Here is a 17195-nt window from a genome sequence, read left to right as displayed (position 1 = left end):
CGTCACATCTGGGGTTGGGGAAATCTGACCTGGGGCTGATATATGAAACAGCGCCCACGGGGTGAGGACGTGATCAGCAAGCATTTTTATGAATGCAAATCGTTCTTACTCTACTTACGTGCTAGAGTTCCTCCTACATTGGTTCCAACTATTAAGAATCAATATTTATTGCATAGATTAACTATGGTGCAGGCACCTAACACCCGAGTTCAAGAGGCCATATGTCTAGGGAGAGCGCGTCACTTGCCACTAAACATGTCATCCCTATGGATGAGGTGTTGATTCGGACAGCGCTATCAAAATCGATGCTCTACAAGCTCTTGCGGCAGGACAAGTTTCCTCACCCAACGCCGATGAGCAATAGAAGCATTGGCTGGTTCGAGGTGGACATCGAAAACTGGCTACAGGCTAGAAATGCAAATCGCCAAGTCAATCTTGCACTCCCCCTCGTCTACATGGCGGGCAGGATGGGCGAGCCTGTAGACGACGAGAAGCCAAGCGGGGATTTTTCTTGCTGGCGAATCTTCGATGTTTCCAAATCCACTGCCCTCGGTGATTTAGAAACGGAAAGCTCAGGAAGCTGAAGTACTGATCGCGCCACCGCGAGAAATGGTCTTTCACGGGACGCGCACGAGGTTCATGTACTCTGGTCCCTGGAAGGCCAGAGGCAGCGACCACGGGCACACGCATGGAGTGACTTCGTGCTCGCCTGATATAGCTCAGAACGCGGCATACCGTGGAGCGCTCCAAGGCATTTCACGGGCTGATGTAGTTGTGGCCTATCTCGAAGATCTGAAAGCCTATGACACTCTGGTTGAGATTGGCTACGCCCGGGCGGCTGGTAAGAGGGTGATCGTGATTACATCGCCGGCACTTCATAAGCCACCGCTTAACGATGGTTGGAGTAGCGGGCTCTGGTTTGCTATCCGGGCTGCGGATCGGCACATTGAATTGCCGGACCACTTTGGCAGCACCTCAAAGGAGCACTGGCAATTGGCTCATGAACAAGCAGCAATGATGGTTGCGGAGTGGTATCCAGGCACTATGGTCTCTACCGCCTAAAGCCTTGCCCATACCCAAGTTGCGAAGGCTTTTGAACATTACCAAATAGGGGTTGCCTAATTGAAAGCAGTCAGGTAAAAATCGTCTTCAACCTTACGAATAAATTCTCTTATCAAAAATACTCAATCAAAGAATATCTGTAAAAAAATTCCATTTATCTCGAAATTGAAATTCAGGCAAACAAGAGATTTTAAATGATTCCTGTCAGCATCGCATATCTGACAGCTTGTGCTCTGGTTCTGACCTGCATTTTTCCATAAATATTTTTTACATGTGTTGCCACAGTCAATGGGCTGATTTCCAGGTGGGACGCAACCTCTTGAGTGCTTTTCCCTTGAGCTATCAATTTCAATATATCTATCTCTCTTTCAGTCAGCGACTCAAATTTTTTATGAGTGGAGATGTTTTCCCCCTGCATAGATGCCTTGAATATTTTGGGAATGATTTTCTTCGCCACTCGGGGCGAAATCGCAGCCCCTCCATTGGCGACTTCCAGCACAGCCTGCAAATAGCTTCCAAACCATGAATTCTTTACCAGATATCCAACAGCGCCTCTCTTAAGAGCATCCATGGCGGCATCATCGTTTTCACTTGCAGAAATTGCGATGCATAGCACCTCAGGTCTTTTTAGCTGGATCGACTCCAGCAGCTCAGCTCCTTGACCTTCGCCAGTAGACAGGTCAATGAGGAGTACATCGAACTCTTGCGAAAAGATGCTCTTACGAGCCTCCTTGTAGCTGGACGCCTGCCCTACCAGAAGAGTGCGCGGGTCACGCATGAGCTCCTGCGAGATCACGTTCCTGATGTGTCTGTCTTCGTCGACCAGAAAGACTCGCACAGGTTGGCTCTGCTGACCTTTCATGTCGGACGGCCACATGCCACCGAAAGCGATAGATGCGCCTTCAGTTCTGCCGACGTCAGACCGTGAACTCATAGATGCGTCGGTTAGATACATGTGACACCCCAGCAGATCGATTGGTTGGAAGTCACGCAGAAAATAAAATTTGTTTTACTGAAAATCCATAGAAAACAAATAAAGAAAAATTGAGTTTAATTTCTTACATATTAATACTCAAATACAAGGTATTAACCATCCTGGAAATAAATCTAGATAAAAACCCTTTGTTTTTGAAATAATTGTCTTAAAAATAATCTGTAATAAAGATTACATTTTTTATCATTGTAGGAATTTTTCCAAGGGTGCTATTTATTCAATAGCGCATCATCCTCAATCCACAAGAAATGAGTCATCTTTTTATCATTTTAAATTTGCAAAAAAATATCTTTGAATAGGGTATTACTGTTTTCTTAACATTTTCTGAAACTGCCACTACCGAATGCCTGTTTTGGAAAGTAACTAAGCACTCCAAAACTTGACGACGGTTAACAGGGGCCTTTTGCAGGTCTGCAAATGGTCTTTTGCTCACACACACTCTCTCTTTCACTTGTCTGAAAACTCGCTATTCAAAGGAATGATCATGAAAAAGTCTCTGATTGCCATGGCGGTTATTGCGTTGACTGGTGTTGCCTCTGCTGCCGTGAGCAGCTCAAGCATTGCAGCCACAAACACGACGTCGAGCGCATCTTCTGGCACGGTGTCGGGTGCTGCCAGCTCGGGCAACGGTGCTGCGCTGAGTTCAAATAGCGCCACTTCCGGTGCGACTTCCAATGCCAATGCTGCTGGTGGCGGCTTCGCTATTGGACCTTTCGGCGCCGGTGGAGCAACTGTCGGTGGTAGCGCAACTACCTTCGGTAACGTGAAGAGCCTTTCGGCAACCTCGGGCAACGCAGTTGCTGGTGGTGGTGCAGCAACCAATGCCAATGCGGGCTCGGCTGCTGCTGCCGGCTATAACGCAGGACCCGTCAGCGGCACTGCCTTCGGCGGCGCCTCTTCTCAGACAGCGAATGTTGCTGCAACTGGCGCCGGCCCTGGCGGCGGCTTGGCTTACGTCAACAACAATGCTGGCACCACCTCTGGCTACAACGCCACATCGGGAGCCGTTTCCTCACCTTGGGGCTCGTTGACCAACACCACATCGAACGCAGGCTCTGTGGGTACCGTCCACCAGAATGCGGGTTCCTGGGGTAACGCCGGCTACTTCTCCAATGGTGGTGGCACCTCCGGTCTTGCTGGTGCAGGCTCTACTGCCAATGCCAACTAAGGCCGCTGTCCCAAGATAGTTGTGTGTGTCCCGGGTCTGGCTGCCTGGCCGGGCTCGGGCAACATAGGAGCAAAGCATGAAATTCTCAATAGCTCTGTTAAGTCTTTGCGTTCCTTTGTGCAGTTATGCGCAAAGTGCCGACAGCAGCGCGCAAAGCTCCTCTAACTCCTCATCCGTGGGGGCACAACAGAATCAGTCGGTCACCATTGTCAATCCAGTTGCCGCTCCGGCGGAGAGTCGATCTGTCGCCACGATGGACAGCAGATCCACTTCAACGTCCGATCAAAACATCACAACGAGCGGAACAACGACCCAGAACCTGAACAACACAGTGTCCGGGACGTCCAAGAACATTGTGGAGTACACAGGTACTTACACCATGAAGAACGTTCCCAGCGTGAACGGCCCCAACCTCACGACCAGCAATGACACCTGCATGGGCAGCAGCAGCGGCAGTGCCAACGGCCCAGGCTTTGGCGTGAGCTTCGGTACAACCTGGACGGACGAGCATTGCAAACGCCTGAAAATGAGCCGCGAGCTCTGGAACAAGGGCATGAAGGCAGCCTCGCTGGCTATGGACTGCATGGATCCTGCCGCTCGCGTGGCACTGGAGATCACGGGTTCGAAATGCCCGCAATCCATGACCGCTGATGAGCGCCGCAACAACTACGGGCCGGATGCTTCGGCACAAGGTAGCCCAACTCCTGCTGCGTCCCCCTCAGAGGCTCAGTCGAGTTTGGCACCTGAAGTCATTCGCCCCTCGCTTGTAACATCTGTGATGGAAGATCCACGTACAGCACAGCTGTACGACAATTAGTGGGCGTGATTCCTAATCTAGGAGGCCGCTATGGGCAAGACTCTAGCTCTTTTAGCGATTGCACTATGCTGCGCTTCGTCTTTGGCTGCACCCGACTCCAGGGCCATCAACGAGCCGTTGAGCATTCAGCGCCAGATCTTCGGAAGCGGCGAGCAAGGTGCAGCAGGCTCGCAGCAAGCAGAGCCGGTTGGTGACTATGGCGTCTGGCATGTGCCGCAGTACCTGCCTGGCTATCCGACTGCTGCAACGATATGGCCCCGCGCTATCCCTGTGAAATGCAAGGGCGGGCAGTGCGAAGGCTATGTGATTACCCCGCAGATGGGGCCAGGTGAGTACCTGTTTTTCGTGCCTACCAGCGAATAGGCTAATCAAAGGCATAACAGGAGGGCAGCACTTCACTGGTGTTGACCGCAACTCACCTAACAAGGGCGGGCTTCAACCCGCCCTTGTTGATTTTTTCTCTGCAAATATGCGGCCACTCACCACTGAAGCGGCTCATATTACTTCCCCGCTGCCATGGGCTTTGTGGGTCGCAAAAGTAGACTTGGATGTCCGTGGCCAAGGTGAATTGCTTATGGGCATCCATCTCGGCGCCCCTGTCCCAGGTTAGCGATTTGTAGAGTTCCTGCGGCAGTTTGCGAGCATGCTTGATGAGCGCGTTGACGACTGTCTGCGTGTCTTTGCCATCAAGCTTTATCAACATCACGTAGCGCGTTTGACGCTCGACCAAGGTCGCGATCTGGCTGTTGCCACTGCCAAAGACCAGGTCGCCTTCCCAATGCCCAGGCAAAGCTGTTTGGGCCAATGCGCGGTTCGCAACGAGTTTGCAGCACTTGGGGCGCCTCGCTCGGCCCCACGCAGCTGCATCTGCCTGGTTCGCCCGGTAGCTGTGGTGCCCACCATTGCGCTTCATCTCCCGGCAGATTGTCGATGGTGCTCGTCCCAGTCGTTCAGCGATGGCCCGAATCGACGCCCCCACGATGGCTCGTGAGATATTTTCTCGCTGGGCCAGCGTCAATGCGGTTGCGGCCCGTGCTCGTTGGGCGGGACGGATTCCACCTGTCTCGCCCAGGATTCGATGGATCGAAGAGTGAGCGCGATCAAAGAGCTTGCCGATCTCATGCAACGTCCAGCCTTGCTTCCATCGCTCCCACATCAGCGCCTTCTGGCTGTCCGAATAGTAGATTCTGGGTCGCTGCTTCATTTGCAGCACTCCTGCCGCTTGCGCGGTGGTTAGTGTGTTGCATCGAGCGGTTGAATCCGCCGCTGATGGCCGCCCTCTCAGGGCATTCCATTTCTGCCATACAGACGATAACTTGGCCTACGGCTTAAGCGCTCGTAATAGTCCCGTACCGCCGGATAGTCCGGGTGCGCCAGCGGTGTTTCAAACCACCTGTTTACTGACAGGCCAACAGGTATGTCCGCAAGAGAGAACGCCTCACCGCAGACGTAGGCACCGGTCGAATCCAGTTGCCGATCCAGGATCCCCATATGCTTCGACCATTCCCGGCAGCCGGTTGCCAGCGCATGGCTGTCCTGGTGCTCGGGAGAGCGCCTAACCAATGACATGAAGGCATAGCTCCAGGACTTGTTGAGATCTGTCGCCTGCCAGTCCATCCATTGGTCAACTCGCGCCCTCGCCAGCGCCTGGAGCGGGTAAATCTCAGCGCCGCTATAGCGGTTGGCCAGATAGCGAATGATGGTGTTCGACTCCCACAAAACAAAATCGCCATCCTGGATGACCGGCACCATGGCATTGGGATTGAGCGCCATGAATTCAACCGTATGTGTCGACTTGAAGCCTGACCCCCAATCCTCTCGCTCAAAAGGTATGTTCATTTCGGCACAGGCCCAGAGTACCTTGCGTACATTGATTGACGATGCCTTGCCCAACACGCGCAACATTTCATGCCTTTCTTCTGTCGAGTGACGCTTTCAGGTGAGTCTATGCGGACATTGATCGTACAAAGCGAGCCGGCCTGTTAGAAACCCATCCACGTCTCGCCGCATTTAAGCAGCACTTAGGCTTTGGGTTAAATCTGGGCGATGGCTTCTGGCAGATTCTTGCAGTCGCTGTTCTACCCGAAGCTGTTGATCGGAGGCGCAGACAGTCATTCAATTCGCATCTGTAACCGGGGACAGGTCACAATCGACACATGGATACACGTCTCCTACTCCTGCATCTAGAACATCCGTTAGCTGCGTACTCAGGCAATGCATCGGTCGCTCAAGTAGTCATGGCAGGGTTGAACTACGAAGGCTCCGACTACTGGGCAAACCTAGCTGTTGAGTGGTTAGAGCAAGGGGCCGCTGTGGATGCCGACATTCTTCAAGCTCTCACTCGAATATCTCAGAACAAACATTTTTCACAAAGACTACGGCATCGAAGTACAGCCATTCTTCGCCAGGCAACAAAGTAGCGAGGGCCTCCTCAAGCACACTTTTAACGTCGAAACTCATCAGTCTTGATATTCCGCTTTGGGTCGCAAGCTCCTGTTCGCACGACGTGACAGCGGACATCCAGCAACCATCGGCCAGCACTTGATGGTCACTGTCCGCAGTTCCCCTGAAACATGTCGTTGGACAGTCACCTGCGTCGATGCTCGAATGGCCGGTATGGGACGGTGGCCGTTAGGAAGCGTTGCGACTACGAGCAGCAGCAATCGCTGCAAAGCCGACCTGGGAGTCAGAAGTCGGCTTCAGCTGGTTGCAGCCGTGCGACTCAGAAATGCCAATGACTGCTGAATGGCCCACAGCCGTTATTGCATCAGGGCCTTTAATGTGGCCCTGCCTAACACCTCAAAGTTGTTGAGGAGGGTGTTCTTTCAAGAGGCCACATGCTAAGCAGGTATTGCACAGGGTATATCCATATCTGTTTTTCTTCCTTAACGCACCACGAAACAGCTTCTAGAGTCAGGACACGATTTCGCTGGCCTGGAACTTCAGGCAGCGCCGATTCCCCATCGTGAACTGCCTTATGGAACCATATTCCCCTTACTCGCTCTCGCTCTCAAGAAGGCGCATGCTGCAAAGTGCTGGAGTCTTATCGCTGGCTGCGGCTTTGCCATCCATCGGCAATGCACAAAGCAATTTGCGTGGTGTGACTTTGCGTGCGGCTACCTATAAAGGTGGCCACAAAACTTTGCTGGAGGCCGCAGGCCTGGCGCAAACGCCGTATCAGATTGACTGGAAAGAGTTCAACTCTGGTGTGCAGCACATTGAAAGCATCAACGCCGATGCGCTGGATTTTGGCTCTGGCAGCGAGATACCAGCTGTGTTTGCCGCCAAGGCCAAGGCCTCGGTCAAAGTGGTTGCGGTCTATCACGAAGACTTGAACAACCAGGCCACGCTGGCGCAAAAAGACTCGGCCATTTACAAGGTGGCAGATCTGCGTGGCAAGCGCGTGGGCTATGTGCGCGGCACCACCTCGCATCTGTATCTGTATCAACAGCTCAAGGAAGCTGGGCTGAGTTTTGACGATATCAAGCCCGTCAATCTCTCGCCCGCAGATGGACTGTCGGCTTTTGCGCGCGGGGATATCGATGCCTGGGCCATCTATGGCTACAACGGCCAACTGGCCCGCACACGTCATGGTGCACGCATTCTCAAAACGGCGGTGGGTTATCTGTCGGGCAATTTTCTGATTTATGCCAATCCAAAGGCGGTGCAAGACGTGCAACGCCAAGCGGCCCTCGCTGATTTGCTGCAGCGCCTGCAAAAAGCCTATGTCTGGAGCAATGCCAACTTTCTGGACTACGCCAAGGCCCAGTCCGCACAAACGCGCGTGCCGGTGGGTGACTTGGTCGAAATCTATAACAACCGCAGCCAGAACAGCAGTGTTCAGGCGGTAAGTGACAAAGCCGTTTTAAGTCACCAGCGTGTAGCCGAAGCTTTTCAGTCCATGGGGGTGCTGGAAGGTTCGGCCGATGTGCGGCCGCTGTGGGACAAGACATTCAATCGATATTTAGGCGGTGCAGCCTGAAGGAGGGGAAGCAAGATGAGCAAACGACAACTTAAGGCAGGTTTTGTGCTGCATGGCGTGGGGGCGGGTTGGGGAGACTGGCGCCATGAGGCGGCGCTGACCGATGGCAGCGTGAATTTCGGCTTCTATCGAGAGCAGGCACAGCTGGCAGAAAAAGCGGGTTTCGAATTTCTGTTTGTGGCCGATAGCGTGCATATCACTGAGCGCTCCAGTCCGCACTATCTCAACCGCTTTGAGCCGCTGACGATTCTTTCTGCACTGGCGGGGGCCACCTCTCATATCGGTTTGGTTGCCACCATTACAGCCAGCTATAGCGAGCCGTTTACGGTGGCGCGCCAATTGGCTTCGCTAGACCATATCAGCGGTGGCCGTACGGGCTGGAATGTGGTGACTTCTTGGCTGGATGGAAGTGCGCGCAACTACAGCCGCAACGAGCACTATGCTCATGATGTGCGCTACCGCCTGGCGGGCGAACATCTGGATGTTGTGCAAGGTCTGTGGGACTCATGGGAAGACGATGCACTGGTGCGAAACAAGGCCACGGGCCAATTCTTCGACAAGAAGAAGCTACACCGTTTGGATCACAAGGGTGAATTTTTCTCGGTGGAAGGGCCGCTCAATATTGCACGTTCACGGCAAGGCCAGCCGGTGATTTTTCAGGCCGGAGCCTCTGAAGACGGTAAAAATTTTGCAGCCTCACGCTCAGATGCGATCTTTTTTCACGCCGATTCGCTGGAGCAAGCCCAAGCCTATTACCGCGACGTAAAAGCCAAGGTGGCAAAGTTTGGGCGTGACCCGAACAAGGTGCTGCTCTTGCCTGGCATTCGCCCCATCGTAGGACGCACTGAGGAAGAGGCGCAAGAGAAGTACCGCATTGCAGCGAGCCTCGTGCCTATTGAGAATGCCTTGGCTGCTTTGGCCCGGCCTTTCAATGACCATGACTTCTCGGTCTATCCGCTGGATGAACCCTTCCCTGATTTGGGCGACATCGGACGCAACAGCCAGCAGGCCGCTAGCGATCACATCAAAAAGATTGCGCGTGAAAATGACTGGACTTTGCGTGAGGTGGCGCAGTGGTTCGCTACGCCAAAGACGGTGTTTGTCGGCACGGCGGAGCATGTGGCCAATGAAATTGAGCGCTGGTTCAACAACGAAGGCGCAGACGGCTTTAACTTCTTTGAAGCTTTGCCTAATACATCGCTGAAAGACTTTGTTGAGCTGGTTGTGCCTTTGCTCAAGCAGCGCGGCATTTGGCGCGAAGCTTATGAGGCTGATACCTTCCGCGGCAACCTGGGGCTGGATGTGCCCGTGAACCGCAATACGCTCAAGCGCTTGGCTCAAGAGGCGAAAGAGACTCAAACAACGCAGAGTCAGCCAGAAACAGCAGTGGTTTGAGTGTTCGGTATAAATTAAAAAAGGCAGCTTGCGAGCTGCCTTTTTTGTGGGCGAACGTGAGACCGTTCAGATCACTTTGAAACCATGGGTACCATCGCGGCCCAGTTGCTCCACTAGACCAAACTCCCAGTCCAAATAGGCCTGCATGGCTTCATGGGCGTTGTCTGTGCCTTCATAGGGGCGGCGATAGCGATCGACGCGGGGGCTGGCAAGGCGTTGCTCACCGGTTTCAACGGGCAGGCCTGTATCGGCCCAAGCCTGGTTGCCTCCCTCCAGTACCTCAACGGTTGCGCCGGTGGCCTCGGCAAACTCTTGCACCGCGTATTTGGCCAACAAGCTGCTGCCGCAGGTCAGCACATAGCGATCGGCCTTGGGAATGCGGCTCAGTGCTTGTTGGAGGTCGGTTCGCAGCGCAAACCAGGCACCGGGGATATGGCGGCGCACATGGTTGGCGCTGGTGGTCAGGTCCACCACGGCAATGCTGTCTTTAGGTGCTTGGGCAATTGCATCAGCCAATGCTTGGGGCTTGATCCAGGTCACGGGCGCTGTGGGCGCAGGCAGGTTTTGTGCCACCGGGCTGCTGTCTGAAAAGTCAGCACTGGTCAGACCGTCAAGCACATACACATTCCAGCCCATCTGGGCCAGCCAGGAGGCTGTCATATTGGCACGTACGCCATCATCGTCAGCCAGCACGATGCGAGCGCCACGTACCGGTGCAGAGACATCGGTTTCTTGCACCAGTTGACCACCGGGTGCGCTGCGAAAGCCAGAGAGATGGCCTGCCGTGAATTCCTCGGGGGTTCTGACATCGAGCAGATAAGTGGTGCGATCCACTTCTTTTCGCCAGTTGGCAATATCGCTGGGCACAGCGCGTTGTACGCCGGCTTTGTCTGCCACGTCGCGGGCTTGTTTGGCAGCAGCAGCTTTGTGCTCAGCAGAGACTGTGGCTGGAGCACGGCGATCGGCACCATGCTCCAGGGTCTGGCCTGCTAGCGTCCAGCCAATCGTGCCATTGCGCAAAGCGGAAACAGGATTGGGCAGACCTGCGTTGACGAGCGACTGGGTGCCAATAATGCTGCGTGTGCGGCCCGCGCAGTTCACGATGATGCGTGTTGCCGGGTTGGGAGCCAGTTCACGGGCGCGCAAGACCAGTTCAGCACCTGGCACGCTGCTGCTGCCGGGGATGTTCATGGTTTGGTACTCGTCATAGCGGCGAGCATCGAGCACCACGACATCGGCTTTTTGATCCAGCAAGGCCTTGACTTCGGGGGCGGGCAAAGAGGGTGTGTGACGTTCGGACTCCACCAGTTCGCCAAAAGACTTGCTGGGGACGTTGACGTCGATAAAGATTTCGCCGCCTGCATCGCGCCAACCTTGCAAGCCGCCTTGTAGCAGACTGACCTGGGTAAAGCCTTGGGCTTGCAGACGTTGTGCAGCAATTTCAGCAAGCCCTTCACCGTTGTCATAGACCACGATCTGGGTATTGGGGCGGGGAATGCGCCAGCGTGCATCCAACTCTAGTCGGCCCAGTGGAAGGTTGGCGGCAAACAGCGGGTGGCCTTGCGCAAACGGATCTTCTTCGCGCACATCAAGCAAGGCAATTTCATGCTTGGCAAGCAAAGCTTCGCGGACTTGAGCGGTCGTGGTGTAGGAAATAGGTTGAGTCATGGCGCGCGAGAGAGAAAAGTCAGTGAAATCAATGAGAGGTGGCAGCGTGCAATTCGGTTTCGCGCGATCTGTCCCAGATGTTGGGCAGCGCGGTGTTGCTGTAGCCTGAGATAAAGGCTTTTTCCTTGCCGTCTTCTGTGAAGACAGAACGGTGGACTGCGCCGATGTTGGCTCCATAGACATGGATGCTGATGGAGGTTTGGTCTTCAAAGAGATTGCTGACCTGGTGCACATCACCGATGGTGGGAGAGACGGCTTCCACGTCGCCCAGTGAAAGCACATGGGCGGCACCCTGAGGATGCCATTGCTTTTCAGTGTTTTGCGCAAAGCCTTGGGACTTTTCCCCGCCGCGCAGCAAGCCAATCAAACCCCATACCGTATGGTTGTGCACCGGCGTTTTTTGACCGGGTCCCCAGACAAAGCTCACCACGGAAAAGCGCTCAAGTGGATCTGCATACAGCAGGTACTGCTGGTAACGCTCTGGTGATGGCTGGGCATAGGCATCTGGTAGCCAGTCATCGTGCTGAACTAGGTGGTGCAGCAGCACCTTGCCTCGCTCCAGCAACAAGGCTTCTTCAGGAGCTTCGTTGACTAGCTGGGTGAGTTGCGCGAGAAAGCGGCGCAGTCTTGCAGGGTTGTGGCTTGTCGTCATGGCTTTCGTTTACCAAAAGTGAAGTCTGAGCCGATTGCAGCAGAAGCGTGGCTCTGCTGGCCGAATACTTTCGCATAAGGATCTTTGTTTTTCTTCGTTGGTGTACCAGGGGTCTCTTGGGTTCAATGCAGGCTTGGCAACATAAAGGGATTGGTCATGGCGGCATTGGATCCAGCACAGCTGGGCGAGGGTAATGGCTTGGGGCGTCGTGCATTTTTGCGTACAGCGTCTGCAGCGGGCGCTTTGGGCTTGGTGGGTTTGGGGGCAAACCAGGTTCTGGCTGCTCCACCCGCGCGTAAGCTCAAACTGGCCTGGAATATGGGTGCGGTTTGTCTTTCGCCAGCACCGGTGGCCATAGAACGCGGTATTTTTGAAAAACATGGTCTGAATGTTGAGCTGATTAACTTCAGCGGATCTACCGATCAGCTGTTGGAATCCATTGCCACAGGCAAGGCCGATGGCGGCCTGGGCATGATTCATCGCTGGCTCAAGCCTTTGGAGTCCGGCTTTGATGTCAAGCTGGTCGGCAGTAGCCATGGCGGCTGCGTGCGCTTGGTGGGCTTTCAACCTGCGGGTGTCACCACGCTCAAAGCGCTCAAGGGCAAGACGATTGCTGTTTCGGACCTGAATAGTCCCGGTAAGAATTTCTTCTCGATTCTGCTTCTCAAGGCTGGTTTGGATCCTGAAAAGGACGTGAACTGGCGGCAGTTCCCCGGCGACATGCTGGGTGTGGCGGTGGAAAAAGGTGAAGCCCACGCAATTGCTGACGGCGACCCGAATCTCGCCATCATTGAGCGTCGCACCAAGGGCCTGGTGGAACTGGCGACCAATTTGAGCGGTGAATATGCGACCAAGACTTGCTGCGTGGTGGGGGTGACGGGCAAGCTGGTGCGAAACGAAAAACCGGTGGTCGCTTCTTTGGTCAGAGCAATCAACGAAGCATCTGATTTTGTGGCCAATTACCCTGCGGAAACGGCTCGTATCTACAGCGCCTATTCGAAGGTGTCTGAGGCTGACTTGCGTGCGGTGCTGGCTACATTGACGCACAAGCATCATCCGCAGGGCCAGGCTTTGCGCCAAGAAATTGAGTTCTACGCACGTGATTTCAAAACCGTTGGGGTGCTGAAGTCCACAACGGATCCCGCTCGCTTTGCGACCCATGTTCACGTGGATGTACTGACCTGAGGAGAAGGCTATGAGTGCGGTGAATATTTCTGCAACGCTGGAGCACTCTATCGAGGTTAAGTCTCCGTTGTCAGTGCCCCAGACACGTAGATCGATCCAGGCTTTGTGGTTGGTTGGATTGTCGGCTGCGGTGTCCTGGGGAGTTCTATCTGCAGTGACCTTGCTCTGGTCCAACGCAGAGGTCGGCTTTAGCGATTGGGCCTACACCACTGAGTTTGGATGTGCTGCTGCAGTTGTGGCGCTGGTTGCGTTACTGCAAGCGATGACCCCTTTGATTGGTATTCCCGTCACAAAGCGGGTTAAGGCACTGGGGCCTTGGTTGGTGGCGTTGGGCGCAGGTTTGACAGTGTGGGAAATTGTGACCGCCAAATTGGCCAGCTTGCCAACGCCATTTTTTGCACCGCCTCAAAGCCTGATCGAAGTTTTTACAACGGACGCAGCCAAACTGCTGGACAGCACCGGCAACTCTTTGGTGCTGTTGTCCGCAGGAATTGTGTGCGGTGCGTGGACGGGCTTTCTGGTTGGGGTATGGATTGGTTGGTCGCGTCAGGCCAGCTACTGGATTCATCCGGTGCTGCGGGTTCTGGGACCCATCCCCACCACGGCTTTGCTTCCCGTCTCGTTTTTCTTCTTTCCATCCAGTTGGTCCACTGCGGTGTTTTTGATCGCTTTGGGAACAGGTTTCCCTGTGGCTGTGCTGACATGGTCTGGCATCGCCAGCGTGAACAAGAATTTTTATGACGTGGCACGAACCATGGGGGCATCGCAGTGGTTTTTGATCTTGCGTGTGGCTGTACCTGCTGCCTTGCCTCAGGTGTTTGTGGGCCTGTTCATGGGTTTGGGCGCAGCGTTCTCCACCTTGGTTGCAGCCGAGATGCTTGGAGTGAAGTCGGGCTTGGGTTGGTATCTGACCTGGGCGCAGGGCTGGGCAGCCTATCCCAACATGTATGGGGCGCTGATTGTGATGGCACTGCTGTTCTCGGGCCTGATTAGCTTGCTATTTTTGGTTCGTGACCGTGTGCTGCGCTGGCAAAAAGGAGTGGTGAAATGGTAGGGCGAGTTGCAGAAGTCACGCAGGCCGAAGCATCCACGGTGCAAGCGGGCGCGCATGTGCAAATTGAGGCTGTTAACCACTGGTTTGGTGACGGCGACAAGCGCTTGCAGGTGCTGGATGATTTTTCTTTAGATATTGCTCCTGGCGAGTTTGTGGCCCTCTTGGGCCCTAGCGGCTGCGGCAAATCGAGCCTGCTGCGTTTGGTGGCTGGCCTGGATACGCCGACGACGGGTGAGATACGTCACAACAGCCAGCAGATTGAAGATCCGGCTCCTTCGCGCTTGTTGGTGTTTCAAGATCCCACGCTGTTCCCATGGCGCACTGTGCGTGACAACGTATTGCTGGGTTTGCAGGCCAGAGGTTTGCAGAAGACCCATGCCGCACGTGTTGATCAGGCTTTGTCTTTGGTGGGGTTGCAAGATTTTGCGCAGGCCTTCCCGCATCAATTGTCTGGCGGCATGGCGCAGCGTGCGGCTTTGGCACGGGCCTTGGTCAATGATCCTGAGTTGTTGATACTCGATGAACCGCTGGGCAAGCTTGACTCCTTGACGCGACTCGGTATGCAGACGGAAATTGTGCAGCTGTGGCAGCGCAAAGGCTTCTCTGCGCTTCTGGTAACCCATGATGTGGAAGAGGCGCTATTCCTTGCGCAGCGCATCGTGGTGCTTTCAGATCGACCTGCACGGGTCAAAGCCGTGTTGCACAACGATCTGCCATATCCGCGCCACCGCAGCCATCCAAAACTGACGGAGCTGCGTCACGAAGCCCTCAAGCTGCTGGGTCTGGATGCGAGTTGGTAACTTGAGAATTTGGTAATGGCGAGCAGAGCTTGAATAGGTTGGTATGACGGATGATGGCGTCAAGACCCTTTTATGGGTCTTGCACCAGGCCCAACTTGGCCTGGCAGCTTTCCTGGAAATATTGGGGGTCAGCTCTTGGCCTTTTAGCCATAGATTGGCGGCAGAGCAGCTTCTTTTTGATCGCGGCCAGGCTGCGCGCGTGGTGTGGGCTGCACTGGCCATCGCTGCATTGCTGCTGATTTTGGCTGTGGCCCTGTGGTGGCGAAAGAGGCCACGCAGGCTGCTGGGGCTCGGGGCTCTGGCGATCTTGATCGCTCTGTTCACGCCATGGCCTATATGGCGTTTGCTGTTGACGCCCACCGTCCCCACCGCGTTTCACGCCAGCGCCGTGCCTTTTACAGCAAGTGCAGTGATGCAAGGGCGGCAGCTTTATCAAGCACATTGCTTGCGTTGCCACGGCGCGTTGGGTGACGGCGATGGAGTAGATGCCGAGAAGCAAGCGATATGGCCACCTACTTTGAATCGATCCATCTTGTGGCGACGATTTGAGGGTGAGCTGTTCTGGAGTGTTCGCCATGGCATGACAGACAGGCATGGCGGCGCAACCATGCCTGCTGCCGATGCGTTAATGACGGATGAGCAGATCTGGAAGGTCTTGGGCTTTGTTCGTGCGCAAGCGGCGGGGCAGTCTCTTAAGCGTGAAGGTGTTTGGGAGTTTCCTGTGGCTTTGCCAGATGAGGCCGTGAGGTGTGCAGGGCGTGGTCCAAGCAGTCAACGCTTGGATGCCTTGCGTGGGCAGACCGTGCGCCTGGTCTTTGCAGGGGACACCAGGGTCAGAGAAGACCCGCGGATGGTGACGGTGTCGGTGGGTGAGACGCAAGGCATAGATTGCACAAGCGATAGTGCAGAGATGCGCCGCGCTTTGAGCGTCTTGCTGGGGGCGGAGGATGGCCAGTTGGGCGGGTATCAGATTCTGGTGGATAGACAGGGTTGGCTGCGCGCGCAATCCAGGCCTGGTAGTTCCGGCTGGAGTGAAGATGATCTGGTGTGCCGCACGGCGGATGCCCCCCAAATCAGCAAGCCTGCTCGCGAGGTTGACGGCTTGCAGGCTCTGATACGTCGTATGGATGCCGAGCCTGTGCGCACGGTGGTTGCGGGTTTCTCTCACTGAGTTGTTTCTCAGATTTCACATGCGAAAAACGGATGTGAAAACTCGTTTTTCTTCGTTGGTTGATTTAGGCGTTCGACCTATGGTGGAGGTCAATGATCAACTAACAAGGAATACACATGAGCGCTCAGTTCATCGGCATGATTCAGCCCCATGAAGTATCGGAAATCATTGCCAGACGTGGTCCTGCCATAGATCCCGCTTATGTTCGTGCATTTGCTCAGGCCCACGAGTACGCGGGCTTTGACCGTATTCTGGTGCCTGCCAGCGGCAGCAGTCCGGATACGTTGCTGACGGTCAACTATGCCGCAGCTGCAACAAAAAATATTAACTTTCTGCTGGCACATCGCCCAGGCTTTGTCGCGCCTACATTGGCGGCTCGCCAGTTGGCGACTCTGGACCATTACACAGGTGGTCGGGTTGCGGTGCACATCATCTCGGGCGGCTCCGATGAAGACCAGCAGCGTGATGGCGACTTCTTGAGTCATGACGAGCGCTATGCGCGAACCGATGAGTACCTAGGTTTGCTGCGCCGTGTTTGGGGCGAAGACAAACCGTTTGATCACGAAGGGCGCTACTACCGCGCCAAGGGTGTGTGGTCTGAAGTCAAGCCTTTGCAGCAACCTCATATTCCGATCTACTTTGGCGGAGCTTCAGCACCTGCGCTGGAGGTTGCAGGTCGCCATGCCAATCTCTATGCATTGTGGGGCGAGTCTTTGGCTCAGGCGGGTGATCTGGTGCAGCGTGTAAGAGCCGCTGCAGCGCTCCACAAACGTGAGATCGATTTCAGTATTTCGTTCCGACCTATTCTGGGCGCGACGGAAGCCGAAGCCTGGGATCGTGCGCAGCATATTCTTGAAGCTACAAGGCACTTTCGTTCCGAACAAAGCTATGCCCGTGGTGGCCCACAGCAAAGCGAGGGTGCACGTCGTTTGTTGGCTGATGCCGCCAACGGTGACCGTGTGGATGAGCGCCTGTGGACGGCGATTGCCCGTGAAACAGGTGGGCGCTCCAACACCACATCGCTGGTGGGCACGGCCGGGCAAGTGGCCGATGCGCTGATCAAGTACTACGACCTGGGCATTCACACCTTCTTGATTCGAGGCTTTGATCCTTTGCCAGATACCTTGGCCTATGGGCGTGAGCTGCTGCCTCTGGTGAAGGACAAGCTTGCAAGCAGCAAACGGGTGAGCGTTGCGGTCACCCATTCATCGCCAGCCTTGCAAGCCCTGGCGGCTTGAAACTCTTTT

Annotated in this window: 17 protein-coding genes and 1 pseudogene; 12 read left to right on the top strand and 6 right to left on the bottom strand. The window is 54.9% G+C overall.

Annotation, left to right across the window (positions count from 1 at the left end):
* Positions 1-266 precede the first annotated feature (266 nt).
* Positions 267-584 (top strand): helix-turn-helix transcriptional regulator, encoded by a 318-nt coding sequence (locus tag CTATCC11996_RS26410; RefSeq protein WP_238532433.1) that lies wholly within the window; start codon positions 267-269, stop codon positions 582-584.
* A gap of 190 nt (positions 585-774) precedes the next feature.
* The gene (locus CTATCC11996_RS26405; protein WP_236597809.1) at positions 775-1062 is read left to right on the top strand and encodes a hypothetical protein; all 288 of its coding nucleotides are present in this window, start codon (positions 775-777) and stop codon (positions 1060-1062) included.
* Positions 1063-1252: 190 nt separating this feature from the next.
* Here CTATCC11996_RS26405 and CTATCC11996_RS20920 read toward each other — a convergent pair whose 3' ends face one another.
* Together CTATCC11996_RS20920 and CTATCC11996_RS26400 are read right to left on the bottom strand one after the other, a co-directional pair.
* Positions 1253-1996: a LuxR C-terminal-related transcriptional regulator gene (locus tag CTATCC11996_RS20920; RefSeq protein WP_042438064.1), complete on the bottom strand. Its 744-nt coding sequence runs from the start codon at positions 1994-1996 to the stop codon at positions 1253-1255.
* Between the two features lie 507 nt (positions 1997-2503).
* Positions 2504-2683 (bottom strand): hypothetical protein, encoded by a 180-nt coding sequence (locus CTATCC11996_RS26400; protein ID WP_238532432.1) that lies wholly within the window; start codon positions 2681-2683, stop codon positions 2504-2506.
* Here CTATCC11996_RS26400 and CTATCC11996_RS25980 point away from each other — a divergent pair.
* The 3 genes from CTATCC11996_RS25980 (at position 2601) to CTATCC11996_RS20900 (ending at position 4404) form a co-directional block, all read left to right on the top strand.
* Complete coding sequence (locus CTATCC11996_RS25980) at positions 2601-3224, top strand: hypothetical protein (protein WP_236597810.1); 624 nt, start codon at positions 2601-2603, stop codon at positions 3222-3224. The two genes, CTATCC11996_RS26400 and CTATCC11996_RS25980, sit on opposite strands and share 83 nt — an antisense overlap.
* Before the next feature lie 76 nt (positions 3225-3300).
* Positions 3301-4041 (top strand): hypothetical protein, encoded by a 741-nt coding sequence (locus CTATCC11996_RS25975; RefSeq protein WP_172590554.1) that lies wholly within the window; start codon positions 3301-3303, stop codon positions 4039-4041.
* Between the two features lie 30 nt (positions 4042-4071).
* Positions 4072-4404 (top strand): hypothetical protein, encoded by a 333-nt coding sequence (locus CTATCC11996_RS20900; RefSeq protein ID WP_034349878.1) that lies wholly within the window; start codon positions 4072-4074, stop codon positions 4402-4404.
* Between the two features lie 136 nt (positions 4405-4540).
* Here CTATCC11996_RS20900 and CTATCC11996_RS25250 read toward each other — a convergent pair.
* Positions 4541-5245 (bottom strand): annotated as a pseudogene (locus tag CTATCC11996_RS25250) (IS30 family transposase); the annotation flags it as partial.
* Between the two features lie 77 nt (positions 5246-5322).
* Positions 5323-5946: a glutathione S-transferase family protein gene (locus CTATCC11996_RS20890; protein WP_003080125.1), complete on the bottom strand. Its 624-nt coding sequence runs from the start codon at positions 5944-5946 to the stop codon at positions 5323-5325.
* 1117 nt (positions 5947-7063) lie between these two features.
* On the opposite strand from CTATCC11996_RS20890, the gene CTATCC11996_RS20885 reads away from it, so the two are divergent.
* Both CTATCC11996_RS20885 and CTATCC11996_RS20880 read left to right on the top strand, forming a co-directional pair.
* The gene (locus tag CTATCC11996_RS20885) at positions 7064-8023 is read left to right on the top strand and encodes an ABC transporter substrate-binding protein (protein ID WP_003080121.1); all 960 of its coding nucleotides are present in this window, start codon (positions 7064-7066) and stop codon (positions 8021-8023) included.
* Positions 8024-8038: 15 nt separating this feature from the next.
* A complete protein-coding gene (locus CTATCC11996_RS20880) occupies positions 8039-9418 on the top strand; it encodes an LLM class flavin-dependent oxidoreductase (protein WP_003080119.1) in 1380 nt (459 codons plus the stop codon).
* A gap of 66 nt (positions 9419-9484) precedes the next feature.
* Here the strand turns inward: CTATCC11996_RS20880 and CTATCC11996_RS20875 are convergent, their stop codons facing one another.
* Positions 9485-11086 carry a rhodanese homology domain-containing protein gene (locus tag CTATCC11996_RS20875; protein WP_003080118.1) on the bottom strand — a complete coding sequence of 534 codons (1602 nt, stop codon included), beginning with the start codon at positions 11084-11086 and terminating at the stop codon, positions 9485-9487.
* 28 nt (positions 11087-11114) lie between these two features.
* Entirely contained in the window at positions 11115-11738 is a 624-nt protein-coding gene (locus CTATCC11996_RS20870) for a cysteine dioxygenase family protein (RefSeq protein ID WP_003080116.1), read from the bottom strand.
* Between the two features lie 156 nt (positions 11739-11894).
* Between CTATCC11996_RS20870 and CTATCC11996_RS20865 the strand changes: the two genes are divergently transcribed.
* The 5 genes from CTATCC11996_RS20865 (at position 11895) to CTATCC11996_RS20845 (ending at position 17186) form a co-directional block, all read left to right on the top strand.
* Positions 11895-12923 (top strand): ABC transporter substrate-binding protein, encoded by a 1029-nt coding sequence (locus tag CTATCC11996_RS20865; RefSeq protein ID WP_042438597.1) that lies wholly within the window; start codon positions 11895-11897, stop codon positions 12921-12923.
* A gap of 10 nt (positions 12924-12933) precedes the next feature.
* The gene (locus CTATCC11996_RS20860) at positions 12934-13977 is read left to right on the top strand and encodes an ABC transporter permease (RefSeq protein WP_034349873.1); all 1044 of its coding nucleotides are present in this window, start codon (positions 12934-12936) and stop codon (positions 13975-13977) included.
* Positions 13971-14777, top strand: a complete 807-nt coding sequence (locus CTATCC11996_RS20855; RefSeq protein WP_003080111.1) for an ABC transporter ATP-binding protein — start codon at positions 13971-13973, stop codon at positions 14775-14777. The genes CTATCC11996_RS20860 and CTATCC11996_RS20855 overlap by 7 nt, the downstream gene beginning before the upstream one ends.
* Positions 14778-14820: 43 nt before the next feature.
* Positions 14821-15948 carry a c-type cytochrome gene (locus tag CTATCC11996_RS20850; RefSeq protein ID WP_003080109.1) on the top strand — a complete coding sequence of 376 codons (1128 nt, stop codon included), beginning with the start codon at positions 14821-14823 and terminating at the stop codon, positions 15946-15948.
* 116 nt (positions 15949-16064) lie between these two features.
* On the top strand, positions 16065-17186 hold the full coding sequence (locus CTATCC11996_RS20845) for an LLM class flavin-dependent oxidoreductase (RefSeq protein WP_003080106.1): 1122 nt from the start codon (positions 16065-16067) through the stop codon (positions 17184-17186).
* Positions 17187-17195: the final 9 nt, after the last annotated feature.

Source organism: Comamonas testosteroni ATCC 11996 (assembly GCF_000241525.1).
GTDB classification, from domain to species: Bacteria; Pseudomonadota; Gammaproteobacteria; order Burkholderiales; family Burkholderiaceae_C; genus Comamonas; species Comamonas testosteroni.
The sequence above is the reverse complement of the archived record's forward strand: the minus strand, read 5'-3'. Positions and strand labels throughout refer to the sequence as shown.

Bases quoted from the DNA above. Each gene is read 5' to 3' on its own strand.
- CTATCC11996_RS26410 (WP_238532433.1), top strand. From the start codon at position 267: ATGGATGAGGTGTTGATTCGGACAGCGCTATCAAAATCGATGCTCTAC.
- CTATCC11996_RS20920 (WP_042438064.1), bottom strand. From the start codon at position 1,996: ATGAGTTCACGGTCTGACGTCGGCAGAACTGAAGGCGCATCTATCGCT.
- CTATCC11996_RS25975 (WP_172590554.1), top strand. From the start codon at position 3,301: ATGAAATTCTCAATAGCTCTGTTAAGTCTTTGCGTTCCTTTGTGCAGT.
- CTATCC11996_RS20900 (WP_034349878.1), top strand. From the start codon at position 4,072: ATGGGCAAGACTCTAGCTCTTTTAGCGATTGCACTATGCTGCGCTTCG.
- CTATCC11996_RS20890 (WP_003080125.1), bottom strand. From the start codon at position 5,946: ATGTTGCGCGTGTTGGGCAAGGCATCGTCAATCAATGTACGCAAGGTA.
- CTATCC11996_RS20885 (WP_003080121.1), top strand. From the start codon at position 7,064: ATGCTGCAAAGTGCTGGAGTCTTATCGCTGGCTGCGGCTTTGCCATCC.
- CTATCC11996_RS20880 (WP_003080119.1), top strand. From the start codon at position 8,039: ATGAGCAAACGACAACTTAAGGCAGGTTTTGTGCTGCATGGCGTGGGG.
- CTATCC11996_RS20875 (WP_003080118.1), bottom strand. From the start codon at position 11,086: ATGACTCAACCTATTTCCTACACCACGACCGCTCAAGTCCGCGAAGCT.
- CTATCC11996_RS20870 (WP_003080116.1), bottom strand. From the start codon at position 11,738: ATGACGACAAGCCACAACCCTGCAAGACTGCGCCGCTTTCTCGCGCAA.
- CTATCC11996_RS20865 (WP_042438597.1), top strand. From the start codon at position 11,895: ATGGCGGCATTGGATCCAGCACAGCTGGGCGAGGGTAATGGCTTGGGG.
- CTATCC11996_RS20860 (WP_034349873.1), top strand. From the start codon at position 12,934: ATGAGTGCGGTGAATATTTCTGCAACGCTGGAGCACTCTATCGAGGTT.
- CTATCC11996_RS20855 (WP_003080111.1), top strand. From the start codon at position 13,971: ATGGTAGGGCGAGTTGCAGAAGTCACGCAGGCCGAAGCATCCACGGTG.
- CTATCC11996_RS20850 (WP_003080109.1), top strand. From the start codon at position 14,821: ATGACGGATGATGGCGTCAAGACCCTTTTATGGGTCTTGCACCAGGCC.
- CTATCC11996_RS20845 (WP_003080106.1), top strand. From the start codon at position 16,065: ATGAGCGCTCAGTTCATCGGCATGATTCAGCCCCATGAAGTATCGGAA.